Genomic DNA, 19,115 nt, shown 5'->3' on the forward strand with positions numbered 1-19,115 from the left:
GGACTCACTCGAGGTCTAGCACCTTCTTGTCGTTGTCGCGGCGGCGCTGTTCCTTCTGCTGGTAGCGGGCCTCGCAGCCGTCGCGCTTGACCATCACGCAGTCCAGATAATCGGTGGCCTCGATCAACGCCGCGCGCACGGCCTTGCTGGCCGGCGTCTTCTTCGAGTGGCCGAAGTCACCGCCGACGCCGTGGGTGAAGCCGCTGAGATTGACCCCGCCGCCGGAGCTGTTGCCCTCGACCGTGCGCGAATACACCACTTCGGAAGTTTCCGCGTCGATCACCCGCAGATCGATCGCCACGTAGGCCTGGGATTTGCCGCCACCCACGCGGAAGCCCGCGATGTTGAGGCCGCCGCCCGTCTTCGAAGTGTCTTCGGTGTAAGCGGCGACGCTGCCGGTGACCAGGTACTGGGCGCCGGTGATGTTGCCGGTGTGCGGCGTGCTGCCCGGGCGCATGCGCGAGGAGGCGGCCAGGTCCTGCTCGGCGAGCACGGCGTCGATCTTCTGTCGTTCGATCACCTTGAAGTCGCCGGTGGCGCTCAGTTCGTTGCTGAGCACGTCGGCCAGCTGGTTGCCGACGTCGCCGTTCCACCAGCTGGCGGAGCTGGTCTGGTTGGTGAAGTCGATCACGGCGACGGTCATCGTCGGCGCTTCGCGGGCCATGGCGGCCCCGCCTGCGGTCAATGCCAGGGCCAGCGCTGCGCCCAGCAGGCCCGTGTGGTTTGCGAGTTTCATCAAGTCCCCTCCAGTCATTGGCGTGATGCCTGTCCGATCGACGCGCGATGCCGCGGCGAACGTACAGGTGTGGTGTCGTGCCAGGGTGCAGTCCCCCCGCAATCCCCCTGGATTCCGGCTGCCGAGTGTCGCGGGCGGCGCAGGCGTTTGCCGTTGCGCGATCACGCCGGATGCTGGTCGTGCGGGATTGGCCTTGTCAAGCGATCCCTGCCGGGGTGCATTCCCCTGTGCCGGGCGGCACCCTGTGCGGCGATTATCCCGGGGCGCCGTCGGGTCGGCTGTCAGCGCGGACGGCAGGTGCTGTAAGGCAAAACCGTCAATGCCTGGCGGCGGGGACGACAGCGCCGGCGTTGCGGAAGCTGCCGGGGTGGCGGTGCCCCGATGGTGGGGCCCAGGCGGTCAATGAGTCGGTGGCGAACGGTGAGTCGGGCGCAGCCCCGGGCGCGCCGGGGCTGCGTATTGCCAGGAATGGTTCGCCGTCACTGCCAGCTGTAGCGCACCTTGCCGTAGACGTAGGCGCCGTTGTAGCCGAACGGCGAAAAGGTCGAGTAGGGCAGGGTGCCGTTGTTGGTGTTGTTGGCGATGTTCCTGTCCGGATGGGCGTCGAGTGCGTTGTCCGCGCCCACCGTGAAGGTCCAGTCATGGAGGTTGTAGTTCACCGCCAGGTCGAGCACCCACTTGGGCGTGAAGGTCTGGTCGATCACCGGCGGCGTGGCGCTCGGGTTGTAGCTCGCCAGGCTGCTGACATAGCTGGTGTAGCGGCCGTAGCGGGTCAGCGTGCCGGTCACGCCCCAGTTGCCGACGTTGTACTGCTCATTGAGGATGAGCTTGCTGCGCGGGCTCGAGTTGCCCAGGTACCCCTGGATGTCCTGGCGGTTCAGGCGGACGAAGCTGACGCCCAGGTTGTCCAGCACCGCCGGGTTGGGCTTCACGTCGGTGACCGTGTTCTGGTTGTAGTTCGCGCTGAGCGTGGTGGCCAGGGTGCCCGCGTTGCCGAGGTCGGCCAGGTAGCTGCCCACGAAGTCGATGCCGCGGGTGCGGGTGTTCGCCGCGTTGGTGAAGTAGTTGACGCTGCTGTAGCCGAGGTCGCTGATGCCGTTGGCGGCCAAGTAGCTGACCACCGCGGGCGTGGTGGTCGAGATCGCGCCGGACAACGCCACGCGGTTCCGGATGTTGATCTGGTACACGTCCAGGCTGAGGGTCAGCGCATCGGTGGGGCTCCATACCGTGCCCAGGGTGTAGTTCCTGGACTTCTCCGGCTTCAGCGCTTCGGCGCCCAGCAGCTGGGCGATCTGGCTGCCGACCGGCACCAGGCCGCGGTTGTAGATGCCCGCCGGCAGGCCCGGCAGGCTGCCGGCGCCGTAGAACAGCGAGGAGATCTGCGAGAAATACTCCTGCCCCAGCGAGGGCGCCCGGAAGCCGGTGGAGGCACTGCCGCGGATGGCGAAGCTGTCGGTGAAGTCGAAGCGTCCCGACAGCGAACCGGACGTGGTGTTGCCGAAGTCGTTGTAATGCTCATGCCGCACGGCGGCGGCGACACCAAGCCGGTCGGTGAGGTTGGTTTCGAGGTCGAGGTAGGCGGCCACGTCGTGGCGCGAGGCGTCGACCGCGTTCGCCGGTTGCCAGCCGGCGAAGCCCTGCGCGCCGCCCGAGACACCGGAGGTGCCCACGTACCAGGACGGCAGCGAGCCGGCATCGATGGCGTAGGTCTGTCGCAGATACTGGGCGCCGAACGCCACCGTGAGCGAATTGGGCAGCCAGCCTGCCTGGATGTCCTTGGCGACGTCGAGATCCAGGCTCTGCTGCGAGGCGCTGAGGATGCCGTCACTGAATACGCTGGGCGCGCTGCCGAAGTCGTTGAGGTAGGCGTAGTTGGTGCTGTTGCGCGTTTCGTAGGAAACCCGGTTGCGACCGTAGTTGCCGCTCAGGTCCCAGCGCCAGCCATTGATCTTGCCACGCAGGCCCGCCACCAGCGAGGTGTCGGTGGAGTCGGCGTGTTCGAGCGGCAGGAAGCCGTCCGGATACACCTGGCCGATCAGTGCATTGTTCGGCTTGGGCGAATTGGTGCCGTAGCGGAAGAACGCGGGCGACGTGCTCTGGCGGCGACCGTAGTGCCCGAAGCTGTACAGCTGCACGTCCGGGGTGATGTCGTACTGCGCATTCAGCAGCAGGTTGTTGTCATGCACGTCCGGGTCGCCCTGGCGGAAGTTCACGCCCAGTTGCGGGAAGCCGGGACGATTGTCCGGCCCGGCACGATTGGTGTGATCCTGCTTGCCGCTCTGCAGCGCGAAGCGCAACCAGCCCTTGTCGCCGCCCAGCGGGATGCCGAAGTTGGCCGAGCCCTGCCACTGCCTGCCGTCGCCCGCGGAATACTGACCGCCGCTGACCTGCACGTCGCCGCCCTTGGCGCCCTGTTTCAGGATGATGTTGATGACGCCGGCGATGGCGTCCGAGCCGTACTGGGCGGACGCACCGTCGCGCAAGACTTCGATGTGGTCGATGGCGGACATCGGGATGGTGTTCAGATCCACCGGCTGCGAGCCGCGGCCGATCACGCCGTTGTTGAGCAGGATGGCGCCCGGATGCCAGCGCTTGCCGTTCACCAGCACCAGCACTTCGTCGGGCGACAGGCCGCGCAACTGGGCGGGGCGCTGCGTATCGGCCGAGTCGGCGGCGGCCGGGCGCGGGAAGTTCAGCGAGGGAATGATGCGCGCCAGCGCCGTGGACAACTCGCTGGTGCCGGTCTGCTGCAGGACCTTGGCCGACACCACGTCGATCGGGGTCAGCGAGCTGCTTTCCGTGCGGTTGTCGGCGCGGGTGCCGGTGACGATCACGGCACTGAGGTCGCGGGCCTTGGCGGGTGCCGGTGCCTGTGCTTCCTGCGCCGCGGCATTGCCGGCCAGTGCCAGCAACACCGCGGCAGGAAGCCATGCCGACGCGGTCGTACGGGGACGCTTGCTCATGAGGTTCTCCGGATAGGTGTTGTTGCGATGCAGCAACCACAGACTAGTGGTGCACGGATCGGCCGTCAATAGACGTATAGACGTCTATACGTCCATCGCCGTTGCATCTATCGCGGCGTGCGGGCGTATGGCGGGGCGGTCGCGCCTGGTTGCGGTCCCGAGGCTACTACCCGGCCGCGCACGTCGCCATGAGCGGTCCGGCACGTTGAAATCCGCCGGTCAGCGCCGATAATGGCCAGTTGCCGGCTCGCATGCCGGCGGGATTTTCCGGAGCCTTCATGCCCATCTACGAATTCGAATGCAGCCAGTGCGGCCACCGTTTCGACCGCCTGCAGAAGTTGTCCGACACCGATCCGGTGGTCTGCCCCGCGTGCGACACCCCGAGCCTGCACCGGCGGGTCAGCGCGCCGTCCTTCCGGCTGGCTGGCAGCGGCTGGTACGAGACTGACTTCAAGAAGGACGGCGACAAGAAGCGCAACCTGGTCGATGCGTCACCGGGCGAAGCCAAGCCTGCTGCCGGTGCACCGGCAACTGCGGCCGCTGCTCCCGCTCCGGCTGCCAGCCCCGCGCCGGCAGCGGGCGGATCGGGCAGCAGCGGAAGCTGAACCACGGAACGGCCGCGCAGTTTCCTGCGTGGCGTCGCAAGATATGCTGACGCCCGAGGACGGCGGCGATCCTGCTGCCGCCACTGCCAGCGAGGAGCCAGACTGATGCGCGCAATCAGCGGATGGACCAGTGGAATCGTCATCGCAGGACTGCTGGGCAGCCTGCTCGGGATCGCGCCACCGGTGCGTGCGCAGTCCGATACGCCGGTGCGCTGCGTGAGCAAGGACGGGCACTATGCCCGCTGCGCCGTGCCGTGGCGCCGGGTTGAACTCTACAAGCAGGAGTCCAAGGGCGCCTGCATCGAGGGTCAGAGCTGGGGCATGGACCACGGCACCTTGTGGGTCGACCGGGGTTGTCGCGGCCTGTTCGGTCCGGCGGGACGCGGTGGCTATGGTGACAACCGCGGTGATCGTCGGGGACATGGCCATCAGCACGGCGGCTGGCAGCCCGGCCCGGACTGGAATCGCCGGATCAGCCTGCAGTGCGACAGCAACAAGAAGAAGTACCAGATGTGCCAGGTCGACGTGGGCCGCAACGGCAGCGTGCGACTGGGCCGTCAGCTCTCCGATGCCCGCTGCACCGAGGGCTACAGCTGGGGCTGGAACCGCGCCGGAGTGTGGGTGGCGCATGGTTGCCGCGGCCAGTTCCTGGTCGATCGCCGCTGGTGATGCGGGCCCGGGCTGGTGGCGGTCGTCCGCCACCAGTCCGCCGCGGCGCGCGGCGGTGGTAAACTTGGCGGTCTTTTCCCCTGCCTGAAGTCGCCCCGCGGCGACGCCGGAGTTCCAACGCATGCGCACGCATTACTGCGGCCTCATCGATGAGTCGCTGATCGGCCAGTCCGTCACCCTGTGCGGCTGGGTCAACAAGATTCGTCTGCAGGCCCACGTCGCCTTCGTCGACCTGCGCGACCACGAGGGCCTGGCGCAGGTGGTGGTCGACCGCGACAACGCCGCGGCCTTTGCCGTGGCCGGCGAGATCGGCAACGAGTATTGCCTGCGCGTCACCGGCACCATCCGCCCGCGCGTGTCGGTCAACGACAAGTTGAAGACTGGCACGGTCGAGCTGCTGGCCGACACGGTGGAGATCCTCAACGCCGCGAAGGACCTGCCGTTCGCGCTGCACGAGAATCCCAACGAAGACATGCGGATGACCTACCGCTACCTCGACCTGCGCCGCCCCGAGATGCAGGCGATGATGCGCAAGCGGATCAGGCTGGTGCAGACGCTGCGCCGCTACCTGGACGAGCGCGGCTTCCAGGACATCGAGACGCCGATCCTGACCAAGGCCACCCCCGAAGGCGCACGCGACTACCTGGTGCCCAGCCGAGTGCACCCGGGCCAGTTCTACGCGCTGCCGCAGTCGCCGCAGCTGTTCAAGCAGATCCTGATGATGGCCGGTTTCGATCGCTATTATCAGATCGCCCGCTGCTTCCGCGACGAGGACCTGCGCGCCGACCGCCAGCCGGAATTCACCCAGCTCGACCTGGAGTTCGCCTTCGTCGAAGAGAAAGACGTGCAGGATTTCGTGGAGGAGCTGATCCGCCACGTGTTCCGCGAAGTGCAGGGCGTGGAACTGGACGCCGCGTTCCCCCGCATGACCTGGATGGAGGCGATGCGTCGCTTCGGTTCGGACAAGCCGGACCTGCGCATCGCGCTGGAGCTGGTCGACGTGGCCGACGTGCTCAGGCACATCGAGTTCAAGGTGTTCGCCGAGCCGGCCAGTGCTCCGGACGGTCGCGTGGCGGCCTTGCGCGTGCCCGGCGGCAGCGCGCTGTCGCGCAAGGACATCGACGGCCTGACCGAATACGCCTCGCGTTACGGCGCGAAGGGTCTGGCCTGGCTCAAGGTCGAGGATCTGGCCAAGGGGCGCGAGGGGATCAACTCGCCGGTGGCGAAGTTCCTCGACGACGCGGCGCTGGACGGTGTGCTGAAAGCCACTGGCGCGCAGAGCGGCGACATCGTGTTCTTCGGTGCCGGCGCGTGGAAGACCGTCACCGACTTCATGGGCGCGGTGCGCCTGAAGGTGGGCAAGGACCGCGGCCTGGTCGAGGACAGCTGGAAGCCGCTGTGGGTCACCGACTTCCCGATGTTCGAATACGACGCGGAAGAGCAGCGCTACGTCGCCCTGCATCATCCGTTCACTGCGCCGAAGATCGACGACATCGCCGACCTGAAGAGCCACGCCGCCACCGCGGTGAGCCGTGGCTACGACATGGTGCTCAACGGCAACGAGATCGGCGGCGGTTCGATCCGTATCCACCGGCCGGACATGCAGAGTGCGGTGTTCGAGCTGCTTGGCATCGGCGCGGACGAGGCCGAGGCGAAGTTCGGCTTCCTGCTCAAGGCGCTGAAGTTCGGCGCGCCGCCTCACGGCGGCCTGGCCTTCGGCATCGACCGCATCGCCGCGCTGATGGCCGGCACCGAGTCGATCCGCGACGTGATCGCCTTCCCCAAGACCACCAGCGCGCAGGATCTGATGACCGACGCGCCGTCGCCGGTCGGCGATGCACAGTTGAAGGAACTGCACGTGGCGGTGCGGGCTTAGGAGCGTGGGCGGCTTGAGGCGGTTGTCCACGCCGGCTGCTTCCACGTTTTTGATTCCCGGTCCCCAGGCCACTCTTCCCGGCGCTCGCCATGTCTGAACATGTGATCCTGCTGCACGGCCTGTGGATGCGCGGTTTCGCGTTGTCCATGCTGCATCGCCGGCTGATGGAGGCCGGCTTTCGCGTGCATCGCTTCGACTACCTCAGCGTGGCGGCCACCGAGCAGCGCATCCTGGATCGGCTGCATGCGCGCATGACCGCCTTGCTCGGCGAGGCCGACGCCCAAGCCGTGCACCTGGTCGGACACAGCCTGGGCGGGCTGCTCGCGTTGCGTGCCTGCCATGACGCCGACGCACTGCCGTCCGGTCGCATCGTCTGCCTCGGTTCGCCGTTGCGTGGCAGTGCGGCGGCGCGCAGCTTTGCCGGCTGGGGGCGCGGTGGCGAGGTCCTGCTGGGGCATAACCGCGAGCTGCTGGAGCAGGGGCTCGAGCGCTGGGATGGCCCGCGCGAGGTGGGCATGATCGCCGGCTGCACGCCGCTGGGACTGGGCGCCATGCTCGGCCATTTCCAGGGCGAGCACGATGGCACCGTGGCGGTCGACGAGACCCGCCTGCCGGGGCTTGCCGACCATTGCGTGGTCGAAACCAACCACACCGGCCTGCTGTTTTCGCCCGAAGTGGCGCAGTTGGCTGCCGGTTTCCTGCGCCACGGGCGGTTTTCGCCGCCGGCGCCGCGTTGAGACGCCGCACCCCGCGATCCGGCACACAGGTTCAATTCAGGTAAAATTCCCGGCTTGTCCAACCGCCGTCGTGCAGGAATCGTCATGGGTAGAGGTCCGTCCATCGAAGGTCGCAAGAACGCCGAAGACGCCAAGCGCGCCAAGGTGTTCACCAAGCTGATCCGCGAAATCACCGTCGCCACCCGCGCCGGAGTGGCAGACCCTGGCGGCAACCCGCGCCTGCGTGCGGCGATCGACAAGGCCTTGTCGGCCAACATGACCAAGGACACCATCGAGCGCGCGATCAAGCGCGGCTCCGGTGCCGATGGCGGCGCCGACATGCAGGAACTGCGCTACGAGGGCTACGGCCCGGCCGGCACCGCGCTGATCATCGAAAGCTTCACCGACAACCCCACCCGCACCGTGGCCGACGTGCGCTACGCGCTGACCAAGCACGGCGGCAACCTGGGCACCAGCGGATCGGTGGCGTTCCAGTTCACCCGTTGCGGCGAGCTGGTGTTTGCCACCGGCGGCGACGAGGCGGCCGAGGAGAAAGTGCTGGAAGCAGCGCTGGAAGCCGGCGCCGATGACGTGGTCAACGAGCACGGCGAAAGCACCGTGCTGTGTGTGCCGGAAAATTTCGAGGCGGTGCAGCAGGCGCTGGTCGACGCGGGGCTGAGCGCGCTGCACGCCGGCGTGGTGATGCGCCCCAACAACCGCGTCGAGGTGCCGGAAGAGGCGCTGGAACAGCTGATGGACCTGCTCGAGAAGCTGGACTCGCTGGACGACGTCAGCGAGGTGTCGCACAACGCCCTGCTGCCGACGTGAAGCAGCAAGGCGCTGGAATCCGGGATTCGGGATTCGGGATTCCGGTTTCGCTGGTGCGCAAGGCGAGTTTCGTGGCTCGTTCCAGCGCCCGCGAGATGGCCAGGTGCGAGCCGTGGCTTTGACCGAATCCCGATCCACCCGGATCATCGGTATCGATCCGGGCAGCCAGCGCACCGGCGTGGGCATCATCGACGTGGACGACACGGGCAAGCTGAGCCATGTGTTCCACGGCGCGCTTGCGGTGGCGGGCGAGGCGACTTTCCCGTTGCGGCTCAAACGCATCTTTGACGAGCTGTGTGACATCATCGCCACCCATCGGCCGGCCGAGTGCGGGATCGAGCGCGTGTTCATGGCGCGCAACCCCGACTCGGCATTGAAGCTGGGCCAGGCGCGTGGCGCCGCCATTTGCGCAGTGGTCAGTCAGGGGATCGTGGTGCACGAATACGCGGCAACCGAAGTGAAGCAGTCCGTGGTCGGCAGTGGCCGCGGCGACAAGACCCAGGTGCAGCACATGATCGGCGTCCTGCTGGGCCTGAAAGGCCCGTTGCAGGCCGACGCCGCCGATGCGCTGGCGATCGCGGTCACGCACGCACACACCCGGGCCAGTCTGGCCCGGGTCGGCATCCCGCGCACCGCCTGGAGGCGACGTCGGTGATCGGGCGTCTGCGCGGCACCCTGATCGGCAAGCAGCCGCCGTCGTTGCTGGTCGACGTGGGCGGGGTCGGCTACGACGTCGAGGCGCCGATGTCGACCATCTACGACCTGCCGGGCCTGGGCAAGGAAGTGGTGCTGCTGATCCATCATGCGGTGAAGGAAGACGGCATCACCCTGTACGGCTTCCTGCACGAGACCGAGCGCGCGCTGTTCCGCAACCTGCTCAAGGTCAGCGGCATTGGCGCGAAGATCGCCTTGTCCGTGTTGTCCGGCGTGTCCACCGACCATTTCGCGCGGCTGGTGCAGGCCGGTGACGTGGTGGCCCTGACCAAGATCCCCGGCATCGGCAAGAAGACCGCCGAGCGCATCGTGGTGGAACTGCGCGACCGGCTCGATGGCGTGGCCGGCGTTCCCGGCGTGTCGCCGCAGCGCGCCAGCGCACCGCTCGATGCGGCCGGCGAAGCGACCGTGGCGCTGCAGCAGCTGGGCTACAAGCCTGCCGAGGTCAGCCGCCTGGTGCAGAAAGTGGCCGCGGAAGGCGATACGGCCGAAGCCATCATCCGCAAGGCGCTGCGCGCCGCTCTGGGCAGCTAGTTCGCCAGGACTTCAATGAATACGCAAGCAGACAACCCGGCCCAGCCATCGGCCCACGGTGACACCGCCCACGTGCGTGGCGCCAAGTCGACGCTGATCCTCGGCGCGATCGGCGTGGTGTTCGGCGACATCGGCACCAGCCCGCTGTACACCATGCACGAGACCTTCCTGCCCGAGCACGGCCTGCATCCGCGGCCGAGCACGGTGCTGGGCATCCTGTCGCTGGTGACCTGGTCGCTGATCATGGTGGTGGCGGTGAAGTACGTCAGCCTGGTCATGCGTGCGGACAACAAGGGCGAGGGCGGCATCATGGCGCTGATGACGCTGGCGCAGCGTGCCAGCGGCAAGTCCGTGGCCACGCGTCGGGCGGTGATGCTGATGGCCCTGCTGGGGGCGGCGCTGTTCTTCGGCGATGGCGTGATCACGCCATCCATTACCGTGTTGTCCGCGATCGAGGGCCTGCAGGTGGCCGCGCCGTCGCTGTCGCACTACGTGGTGCCGGTGACGGTGGCGGTGCTGCTGGGCCTGTTCTGGCTGCAGCGGCATGGCACGGCCAAGGTCGGCGCGATCTTCGGGCCGGTGATGGTGGTGTGGTTCCTGGCGCTGGGGGTGATCGGCGTGTGGAACATCATCCAGGCACCGGAAGTGCTGCGTGCGCTGAATCCATGGCATGCGGTGCAGTTCTTCATGACCCATGGCAAGACCTCGATCCTGGCGCTGGGTTCGGTGGTGCTGTGCGTGACTGGCGCCGAGGCGCTGTATACCGACATGGGCCACTTCGGCCGGGTGCCGATTCGTGCCGCGTGGTTCTTCTTCGTGATGCCGGCGTTGCTGCTGAACTACTACGGCCAGGGCGGCCTGCTGCTGGTGCATCCGGAGACCATCGCCAATCCGTTCTATCACTCGGTGCCGGAGTGGGCGCTGTATCCGATGATCGCGCTGGCCACGGTGGCGGCGGTGATCGCTTCGCAGGCGGTGATCTCCGGCGCCTTCACCGTGTGCCGGCAGGCGATCCAGCTGGGTTTCCTGCCCCGCATGCAGGTGGTGCACACCTCGCGCGAGGCGATCGGGCAGGTCTTCCTGCCGTGGATCAACCGCGCCCTGATGGTGGCGGTGATCGCCACCGTGGTCGGCTTCGGCTCGTCCAATGCGCTGGCCGGCGCCTATGGCATCGCGGTGACCGGCACGATGGCGATCGACACCGTCCTGGTGATGATCGTGGCCCGCCGCATGTGGCAGTGGAGCCGGCTGCTGGTGATCGGCCTGGGCCTGATCCTGCTGGCGATCGACCTCAGCTACTTCGGCGCCAATACGCTGAAGATCCTGCAGGGCGGCTGGTTCCCGCTGGTGCTGGGCCTGCTGATGTTCGCGGTGATGACCACCTGGCGCCGCGGCCGCGAGCTGGTGGTGCGCGAGATCAAGCAGGGCGGCCTGGCGCTGGCGCCGTTCATCGAGAACATGGCTGCGCATCCGCCACTGCGCGTGCCCGGCACGGCGGTGTTCCTCACCGCCAACCTCAGCGCGGTGCCGCATGCCCTGCTGCACAACCTGAAGCATAACAAGGTGCTGCACGAGCGCAACGTGCTGCTCACCGTCGGCATCCTGGAGACGCCGGTGGCCGAGGCCGACGAGCGCATCCAGCTCACCGCGCTGTCGTCCGGAAGCGACGATTTCTACGCACTGGAACTGCGCTTCGGCTTCGCCGAGGACCCGAACATTCCGCAGGCGCTGTCGCAATGTTCGCGCGAAGGCCTCGCCTTCGACATGATGGACACCACCTTCTTCCTGTCCCGCGAAAGCATCGTGGCGGACGAGCGTCGTCCCGGCATGGCGCTGTGGCGCGACAAGCTGTTCGCCTTCATGTCGCGCAACGCGCTGCCCGCCACCGCGTTCTTCCAGATCCCCGGCAACCGGCTGATCGAGCTGGGGGCGCAGGTGGAGATCTGATCCGCGCAGCGGATTGGATCTCCACCGCGGCCCACGGATGGGCCGCACGAATGCCGATCGTTTTTGCGATCGGCATTCGGAGCCTGATCGGGCATCGCCCGGTCAGGCGAGCCGGGAAAGTGCAGGAAAGCACGTTCCCGGCATGAAGGGCCGCCTCTGCCGGTGATTCCCGCTCCGTTTCATCCGCCTGCCATAATGGCGGCATGACCGAAGCCCGCATCATCGCTGCATCCGCCCAGCTCGACGACGAGGCGCTGGAAGCCACCATCCGGCCGAAGCGGCTGACCGAATACCTCGGCCAGCAGGCGGTGCGCGAACAGCTGTCGATCTACATCGAGGCGGCCAGGAAGCGGGGCGGGGCGCTGGACCATGTGCTGATCTTCGGCCCGCCTGGCCTGGGCAAGACCACACTGAGCCACGTGATCGCCAACGAGCTCGGCGTCAACGTGCGCTCCACCTCCGGCCCGGTGCTGGAACGCGCCGGCGACCTCGCCGCGCTGCTGACCAACCTGGAGGCGAACGACGTGCTGTTCGTCGACGAGATCCACCGCCTGTCGCCGGTGGTCGAGGAAGTGCTCTATCCGGCGATGGAAGACTTCCAGATCGACATCATGATCGGTGAAGGCCCGGCCGCCCGCTCGATCAAGCTGGACCTGCCGCCATTCACCCTGATCGGGGCCACCACCCGCGCCGGCATGCTCACCGCGCCCTTGCGCGACCGTTTCGGCATCGTGCAGCGGCTGGAGTTCTACACCACCGACGAGCTCACCGCGATCGTGCGCCGGGCGGCGAAAATCCTCGGCATCAGCTGCGCGCCGGAAGGGGCGCAGGAAATCGCCCGCCGCTCGCGCGGCACGCCGCGCATCGCCAACCGCCTGCTGCGCCGGGTGCGCGATTACGCCGAGGTGCGCGCCGGTGGCGAGATCACCCTGGCCGCGGCGCAGGCCGCGCTGGACATGCTGAAGATCGACCCGCAGGGGTTCGACGAACTGGACCGGCGCCTGCTCGGCCTGATCATCGAGAATTTCGACGGCGGGCCGGTTGGCGTGGAGTCGCTGGCCGCCGCGCTGAGCGAGGACCGCGGCACGCTGGAAGACGTGGTCGAGCCGTACCTGATCCAGCAGGGTTACCTGGTGCGCACCGCCCGCGGCCGCATGGTCAGCGCGAAGGGCTGGCGCCACCTGGGGCTGACCCCGCCGCCGCGCCAGGCGCAGGCGGCCGACCTGTTCGATGCGGGGGCTGGCGATGTCTGAGCAGGCCACGCAACTGCCTTTCAGCTGGAAGGTCAGGGTCTACTGGGAAGACACCGACGCCGGCGGCGTGGTCTATCACGCCGGCTACCTGCGTTTCATGGAGCGCGCCCGCAGCGAGTGGATGCGCGCGCTGGGCGTGGACCAGCTGGCGTACAAGCAGGCCACCGGGCTGGCCTTCATGGTGCGCGACATGCACATCGACTTTCTCAAGCCAGCCCTGCTGGATGATGAACTGACGGTAACGGTCGACGTCAAAGAACGGCGCGCTGCCAGTATCCTGTTCACCCAGACGATCATGAAGGCGGACGGCAGTTGCCTGATCCGCGCCAGCGTGCGGGTGGCCTGCGTCGATCTCCAGCGCATGCGGCCGGCACCGATTCCGGCCGACCTGATTCCTTAAAGAACAACCAAGCCGAACCGGCGGAGTACCTGCAAGCAATGAACGGTGGACTGAACATTTTCACGCTGATCGCGGATTCGAGCCTGCCGGTGAAACTGGTGCTGCTGGTATTGCTGGTGTTCTCGTTCCTGTCCTGGGTCATCATCGTGCGCAAGTATTCGCAGACCAAGGCGGCGATGGAGAACGCCGAGGAATTCGAGGAGCGCTTCTGGTCCGGCGGCGACCTGGCCCAGCTGTTCCGCGAGGTCAGCAGCCGCCAGGGCGGCACCGGCGGGATCGAGAACATCTTCGAATCCGGCTTCCGCGAGTTCGCCCGCCAGCGCCAGCGCAAGACGCATGACACCCGTAGCGTGATCGAGGGTTCCGAGCGCGCCATGCAGGTCGCCGGCACGCGCGAGATCGGCCTGCTCGAACGCAACCTGGAATTCCTCGCCAACGTCGGCTCGATCAGCCCGTACGTGGGCCTGTTCGGCACGGTATGGGGCATCATGGGTGCGTTCCAGGGCCTTGGCGAGATGAAGGACGTCACCATCGCGGTGGTCGCCCCGCACATCTCCGAGGCGCTGATCGCCACCGCCATGGGCCTGTTCGCCGCGATCCCGGCGCAGTGGGCGTACAACCGCTACGCCACCAAGGTCGAGCGCATCGCCTCGCGTTACGACGTGTTCCAGGAGGAGTTCTCCTCCGTGCTGCAGCGGCAGATCCAGACCGACGACGTCGCCTGAGCGGAGAGCACTCATGCGAACCTCCGGCCGTCAGCGGCGCTACAAGCTCAAATCCGAAATCAACGTGGTGCCCTACATCGACGTGATGCTGGTGCTGCTGATCATCTTCATGGTCACCACGCCGATGATGAAGTCCAACGTGGACGTGAACCTGCCGCAGGCCGACGCCAAGTCGCTGCAGCAGAAGAAGGACCCGGTCATCGTCACGGTGAAGCAGGACGGCCAGTTGTTCCTGACCCTGCCCGGCGCCGAGAAGGAGCTGCTGGACGCGGCGGCACTGCAGACCAAGGTCGGCGCGTTCGTGCGCACCAATCCGGACGTCAACGTGCTGGTGGCCGGCGACGACCAGGGGCACTACGGCGGCGTGGTCCAGGTGCTGGCCGACCTGCAGCAGGCCGGCGTCGCCAAGGTCGGCCTGATGGCCCAGCCGGTGCAGGGCAAGAGCACGTCCGATGGACGAAAGTAAGGCGACGCCGAAGGCGGTCGTAGTCTCCGCCATCCTGCACATCGGCATCGTGGGGTTTCTGTTCCTCGCGGTTCTGCCGTGTTCGAGTTACGAGAATTTCTTCAACGCGCTGCATCTGCCGGCGTGGATGAACCCGATTGCCTGCGCCAAGCCGCTGGAGCTGCAGGGGCCGATCATCGAGGCAACCCTGATCGGGCGCACCGGCAGCCCGCCACCGAAGGCGGTCAAGGCCAAGCCCGTGCCCGATTCCACCCCGCCGCCGCCGACCATTCCGCCGCCGACCCCGCCACCGCCGGTGACCCCGCCGGTAAGCCAGCTGCCGCCGCCGCCCAAGCATGTCGACGTCAAGGACCAGGAACGCGTGGTCGAGGACGCCGCCAAGCAGGCCGAAGACGCCAGGCAGTTGCAGGAAGAAAAGGAACGCCAGCGCCAGTCCGAACTGGATGCCGAGGCGGCGAAGAAGAAGGCTGAGGAAAAGAAGAAGCTCGACGCGCTGTTCGCCAAGATGGATGCGGCCTCGGCCCAGACCAGGCAGCTGGACAACAAGGCAAAGCAGGCGAAGCAGCAGCTGGAGGACCTCAAGAACGCCCAGGATGACGGTCAGCCCGACCTGCCGGCCGCCGACCAGCGCCAGACTGGCAACAACAGCCAGAACAGCAATCTGGCCGACGAATACGCCGCGGCCATTCAGAATGCGGTCACGCCCAATTGGTTAAGGCCGGATAACATAGCGGCGCTCCCCTGTCAGGTTCATATCGTGCAATCGCCCGGTGGCGACGTGATGAGTGCCACCGTCGATTCCAGCTGTCCGTACGACGACGCAGGTCGCCGTTCGGTCGAAAACGCGGTGTTGCGCACCAAGACCCTGCCGTACAAGGGCTTTGAAAGCGTGTTCCAACGCAACCTTACCTTCACATTCAGGCCGCAATGATCAAGCCCATGCGCAAATTCAGCTCAAGCTTCGCCATCATCCTGCTGGCCGCCGTGGCCTTGTTCGCCGGTCCTGCCGCGGCCCAGTCGCTGAATGTGGACATCGTCGGTGGCGTCAAGACCGCCACCCCGATCGTGGTGGTGCCTTTTGCCCAAGCCGGGGGCGCCCCGCTGTCGACCGATGTCGCCGACGTGATGCGCAACGATTTCAACCGCTCGGGCAAGTTCCGTTCGCTGGCCAAGAGCGACATCGTGGAGTTCCCGTCGAAGGGGGCCGACATCAAGTTCCCGACTTGGCGCCTGCTCAAGCAGGACTACATCGTGGTCGGCAGCATCAGGGACGCCGGCAACGGCATGGTCCAGGTCGAATACGAACTGTGGGACGTCAACAAGCAGCAGAGCCTGCTGCACCAGCAGATGCCGCCGGCACCCGCCGGTGACCTGCGCAGCGTGGCGCACCAGATCGCCGACGTGATCTACGAGAAGATCACCGGCGTGCGTGGCGCCTTCTGGACCCGCATCGCCTATATCACCGCCGTCGGCCTGGGCAACAACACGACGTATTCGCTGCTGGTGGCCGATTCGGACGGCTACAACCCGCAGGTGGTGGCGCGTTCGCGCGAGTCGCTGCTGTCGCCGGCCTGGTCGCCGGACGGCAAGAAGCTGGCCTATGTGTCGTTCGAGAGCGGCAACTCGAACATCTACGTGCAGGACATCACCACCGGCTCGCGCCAGCTGGTGGAGTCGCACCCCCGCGGCATCAATGGTGCGCCGGCGTGGTCGCCGGACGGCAGCAAGCTGGCGGTGGCGCTGTCCTACGTGGGCAACCTCGAACTGTTCGTGCTGGACCTGGGCAGCCGCCATGAAACCCGCCTGACCAACAGCCTGTCGATCGACACCGAGCCGGTCTGGTCGGCGGACGGCCAGAGCATCTATTTCACCTCCGACCGTTCCGGCCGGCCGCAGATCTATCAGGTCCCGGCCAGCGGTGGATCGCCGCAGCGGATCAGTTTTCAGGGCCAGAACAACGCGAACGCCTCGGTGAGCTATGACGGCAAGCAGATCGCGATGGTGCAGGGCAATGGGAACGTGTATCGTATTGCCATCATGGATCGCAGCCTGGGTGACCAGGTGCGATTCCTCTCGCCGGGCCCGATTGACGAGTCCCCGAGTTTTGCTCCGAATGCCAGCATGCTGCTCTATGCCGCTACCGAAGGACGTCGCGGCGTGCTGTACGCCGTATCGGCTGACGGTCAGGTTCGCCAGCGCCTCGTACTTTCCGATGGCGACGTGCGCGAACCGGCCTGGGGGCCATACCGGCAACGATGATATTTTCATGCTGCTGCGCGAAAGTGCGGCAGCATGATGCCCAGGGATTGGGCCCGAACAGCGCCGGCAAGGCGCGTTTCGGTTTCCGGTGACGGCGCTTGTCGCGTCGAGAGCCAGTCAGGTGGATGGTGCAGGCTCACGCACCATCGATCTTTCAAGTGTCAAAATAACAGCCGGTCAACCGGCGTCAGCTGTCCCGTAATTCCCATCGTCATTGTTTGTCGGAACTCAACCCGTAAGGAACGTCACCATGAATAAGACCGTTCGCGTCGCCCTGGTTGCCCTGCTCTGCGTAGGCGCGGCCGCTTGCTCCAAGAAGCAGGAAGTCAAACCGCAGCCGGCTCCGGAGCAGGCTGCTCCCGTGCAGGCACCCGTCTCTGACGGCAAGTACACCCCCGCCGATCTCGATACCGATGCCTGCCTGCGTCAGCGCGTCGTGTACTTCGACTTCGACAAGACCGAGATCAAGCCGGAGTTCCAGCAGATCATGGCGTGCCACGCCAAGTACCTGCAGGATCGCCCGATGTCGCACATCCGTCTGGAAGGCAACACCGACGAGCGCGGCACCCGCGAGTACAACCTCGGCCTCGGCGAGCGTCGTGGCAATGCCGTTTCCGACGCGCTGCAGGCCAGTGGCGGCCAGGCCAGCCAGCTGGAAGTGATCAGCTATGGCAAGGAAAAGCCGGTTTGCCGTGAGCACAACGAGGATTGCTGGAGCAAGAATCGTCGCGTCGAGATCGTCTACACGGCGCAGTAATGATGAAGCGACTGGCTAACAGCTTTGCAGCCAGGATCAGCACGGCGGGCGCCATCGCGTCCGCCGTGCTGTTCGCGTTCCCGGCTTTCGCGCAGGATTCCCGGTTGAGCCTCGCCGATCGTGTCGCGCGGCTGGAACAGCAGGCACAGAACAAGGACCAGTCCGGTACGGGCATGGTCAACCAGATGCAGCAGTTGCAGGCCCAGGTGCAGCAACTGCAGGGTCAGGTCGAGGAACTGCAGCACCAGCTGCAGACGCTCGACGACAAGAACAAGGCCCAGTACACCGATCTCGATGCCCGGCTCGGGCGTCTGGAGTCGGGTGGCGCGGGCGCGGTGCCCGGCGCCGGCAACCCGGCGGCAGCGGCCGCGGCCGCGGGCAGCCCCGCTGCAGGCGCCAGCGCGAATGTGCCGGCAGCAGCGGCCGCCGGCAACGCTCCGGCGGTCGCAGCCAGCGCGGCTGTAGCCGCAGGCGATCCGGCGGCGGCGCAGGCGGCTTACGACGTGGCGTTCAAGGCGATCCGCGGCGGCAATTACGTGGAAGCATCGCGCGAGTTTCGCAGCTTCATCCAGCAATTCCCGAATCATCCGCTGGTTCCCAACGCGTGGTACTGGCTGGGCGAGTCGTACTACGCCACCACCAACTATCCGGTGGCGCTGGAGTCGTTCCAGCAGCTGCTGAGCCAGTTCCCGCAGAGTGACAAGGCGCCCGACGCCCTGCTCAAGGTGGGTTACAGCCAGCTCGAGCTGAAGAAGAGCGACGAGGCCAGGGCCACGCTGACCCAGGTCACCACGAAGTACCCGGGTTCCAAGGCGGCCAGCCTGGCGAAGGAACGTCTGCAGCGTCTGCAACTGCAGTCGGGCAACTGAGTCCCGCGGCGATGAGTGGTCATGACGCGCAGCAGGCGTCGGCGACGCCTGCCGTGGCCGTCCCGGAGCGGCTGCGCATCACCGAAATCTTCCACTCGATCCAGGGCGAAGCCGACGCGATCGGCTGGCGCACCGTGTTCGTGCGCCTCACCGGCTGCCCGCTGCGTTGCGTCTGGTGCGATACCGAATATTCGTTCCATGGCGGCGACTGGCACGGGATCGACGAGATCCTGGCCGAAGTCGCCTCGCATGGCGCGCGGCACGTCTGTGTCACCGGCGGCGAGCCGCTGGCGCAGAAGCGCTGCCTGATCCTGCTGCAGCGCCTGTGCGATGCCGGTTACGAGGTGTCGCTGGAGACCTCGGGCGCGCTGGACGTTTCCGCCGTCGACCCCCGCGTGCGCAAGGTGATGGACCTGAAGGCACCCGGCTCGGGCGAAAGCGCGCGCAACCTGTGGTCGAACCTCGATCACCTGCTACCGCACGACCAGATCAAGATCGTCATCGCCAGTCGCGAAGACTACGAGTGGTCATGCGCCGTGCTGGCCGAGCACAGCCTGGCCGATCGCTGCATGGTGCTGTTCTCGCCGGTCTGGGGCAAGGTCGAGCCGCGCGAACTGGCCGAGTGGATCATCGCCGACAGGCTGCCGGTGCGCTTCCAGCTGCAGCTGCACAAGCTGCTGTGGAATGACGCCGCCGGGAGATAGTTTTCTGCGCCCGCCCGGGGCGCGGGAAGCGGGAACGGCCATCGGTGGCCGGACCCTGCAACGAACATCGCGCGCCGGCCTGTGTTGCCGGTGG

Annotated in this window: 19 protein-coding genes; 17 read left to right on the top strand and 2 right to left on the bottom strand. The window is 66.7% G+C overall.

Annotation, left to right across the window (positions count from 1 at the left end):
- Positions 1 to 4: 4 nt before the first annotated feature.
- Positions 5 to 736: a CsgG/HfaB family protein gene (locus AC3A56_RS15725; protein ID WP_056717271.1), complete on the bottom strand. Its 732-nt coding sequence runs from the start codon at positions 734 to 736 to the stop codon at positions 5 to 7.
- Between the two features lie 479 nt (positions 737 to 1,215).
- The gene (locus AC3A56_RS15730; RefSeq protein WP_487770970.1) at positions 1,216 to 3,699 is read right to left on the bottom strand and encodes a TonB-dependent receptor plug domain-containing protein; all 2,484 of its coding nucleotides are present in this window, start codon (positions 3,697 to 3,699) and stop codon (positions 1,216 to 1,218) included.
- Between the two features lie 278 nt (positions 3,700 to 3,977).
- Between AC3A56_RS15730 and AC3A56_RS15735 the strand changes: the two genes are divergently transcribed.
- From AC3A56_RS15735 to queE, 17 genes are all read left to right on the top strand, one after another.
- The gene (locus tag AC3A56_RS15735; protein WP_056717270.1) at positions 3,978 to 4,304 is read left to right on the top strand and encodes an FmdB family zinc ribbon protein; all 327 of its coding nucleotides are present in this window, start codon (positions 3,978 to 3,980) and stop codon (positions 4,302 to 4,304) included.
- Between the two features lie 105 nt (positions 4,305 to 4,409).
- Positions 4,410 to 4,973, top strand: coding sequence for a DUF3011 domain-containing protein (locus tag AC3A56_RS15740; RefSeq protein WP_056717269.1), 564 nt, complete (start codon positions 4,410 to 4,412; stop codon positions 4,971 to 4,973).
- Positions 4,974 to 5,094: 121 nt separating this feature from the next.
- Positions 5,095 to 6,849 carry an aspartate--tRNA ligase gene (gene aspS, locus AC3A56_RS15745; RefSeq protein ID WP_487770971.1) on the top strand — a complete coding sequence of 585 codons (1,755 nt, stop codon included), beginning with the start codon at positions 5,095 to 5,097 and terminating at the stop codon, positions 6,847 to 6,849.
- An 89-nt stretch (positions 6,850 to 6,938) separates the two neighbouring features.
- Entirely contained in the window at positions 6,939 to 7,586 is a 648-nt protein-coding gene (locus AC3A56_RS15750; protein WP_487770972.1) for an esterase/lipase family protein, read from the top strand.
- A gap of 84 nt (positions 7,587 to 7,670) precedes the next feature.
- Entirely contained in the window at positions 7,671 to 8,393 is a 723-nt protein-coding gene (locus tag AC3A56_RS15755) for a YebC/PmpR family DNA-binding transcriptional regulator (RefSeq protein WP_487770973.1), read from the top strand.
- Positions 8,394 to 8,505: 112 nt separating this feature from the next.
- The gene (gene ruvC, locus AC3A56_RS15760; RefSeq protein ID WP_235577823.1) at positions 8,506 to 9,048 is read left to right on the top strand and encodes a crossover junction endodeoxyribonuclease RuvC; all 543 of its coding nucleotides are present in this window, start codon (positions 8,506 to 8,508) and stop codon (positions 9,046 to 9,048) included.
- Positions 9,045 to 9,641 carry a Holliday junction branch migration protein RuvA gene (ruvA, locus tag AC3A56_RS15765; protein ID WP_056717265.1) on the top strand — a complete coding sequence of 199 codons (597 nt, stop codon included), beginning with the start codon at positions 9,045 to 9,047 and terminating at the stop codon, positions 9,639 to 9,641. The genes ruvC and ruvA overlap by 4 nt, the downstream gene beginning before the upstream one ends.
- A 15-nt stretch (positions 9,642 to 9,656) precedes the next feature.
- Positions 9,657 to 11,588, top strand: coding sequence for a potassium transporter Kup (locus tag AC3A56_RS15770; protein WP_056717264.1), 1,932 nt, complete (start codon positions 9,657 to 9,659; stop codon positions 11,586 to 11,588).
- Positions 11,589 to 11,791: 203 nt separating this feature from the next.
- A complete protein-coding gene (ruvB, locus tag AC3A56_RS15775; protein WP_056766941.1) occupies positions 11,792 to 12,841 on the top strand; it encodes a Holliday junction branch migration DNA helicase RuvB in 1,050 nt (349 codons plus the stop codon).
- Positions 12,834 to 13,241 carry a tol-pal system-associated acyl-CoA thioesterase gene (gene ybgC, locus AC3A56_RS15780; RefSeq protein WP_487770974.1) on the top strand — a complete coding sequence of 136 codons (408 nt, stop codon included), beginning with the start codon at positions 12,834 to 12,836 and terminating at the stop codon, positions 13,239 to 13,241. Before ruvB ends, ybgC begins: the two co-directional genes overlap by 8 nt.
- A 38-nt stretch (positions 13,242 to 13,279) precedes the next feature.
- Positions 13,280 to 13,966: a protein TolQ gene (gene tolQ, locus AC3A56_RS15785; RefSeq protein ID WP_007808409.1), complete on the top strand. Its 687-nt coding sequence runs from the start codon at positions 13,280 to 13,282 to the stop codon at positions 13,964 to 13,966.
- A gap of 13 nt (positions 13,967 to 13,979) precedes the next feature.
- Positions 13,980 to 14,432, top strand: a complete 453-nt coding sequence (gene tolR, locus AC3A56_RS15790) for a protein TolR (protein ID WP_487770975.1) — start codon at positions 13,980 to 13,982, stop codon at positions 14,430 to 14,432.
- Positions 14,419 to 15,363: a cell envelope integrity protein TolA gene (gene tolA / locus AC3A56_RS15795; protein ID WP_056717261.1), complete on the top strand. Its 945-nt coding sequence runs from the start codon at positions 14,419 to 14,421 to the stop codon at positions 15,361 to 15,363. The genes tolR and tolA overlap by 14 nt, the downstream gene beginning before the upstream one ends.
- Positions 15,360 to 16,691 (top strand): Tol-Pal system beta propeller repeat protein TolB, encoded by a 1,332-nt coding sequence (gene tolB, locus AC3A56_RS15800; RefSeq protein ID WP_200946195.1) that lies wholly within the window; start codon positions 15,360 to 15,362, stop codon positions 16,689 to 16,691. Before tolA ends, tolB begins: the two co-directional genes overlap by 4 nt.
- A gap of 250 nt (positions 16,692 to 16,941) precedes the next feature.
- A complete protein-coding gene (gene pal / locus AC3A56_RS15805) occupies positions 16,942 to 17,448 on the top strand; it encodes a peptidoglycan-associated lipoprotein Pal (RefSeq protein ID WP_487770976.1) in 507 nt (168 codons plus the stop codon).
- Positions 17,448 to 18,317: a tol-pal system protein YbgF gene (gene ybgF / locus AC3A56_RS15810; protein ID WP_487770977.1), complete on the top strand. Its 870-nt coding sequence runs from the start codon at positions 17,448 to 17,450 to the stop codon at positions 18,315 to 18,317. The genes pal and ybgF overlap by 1 nt, the downstream gene beginning before the upstream one ends.
- A gap of 11 nt (positions 18,318 to 18,328) precedes the next feature.
- The gene (gene queE / locus AC3A56_RS15815) at positions 18,329 to 19,021 is read left to right on the top strand and encodes a 7-carboxy-7-deazaguanine synthase QueE (protein WP_056766946.1); all 693 of its coding nucleotides are present in this window, start codon (positions 18,329 to 18,331) and stop codon (positions 19,019 to 19,021) included.
- Positions 19,022 to 19,115 lie beyond the last annotated feature (94 nt).

The organism is Rhodanobacter sp. Soil_C_14 (assembly GCF_057657335.1).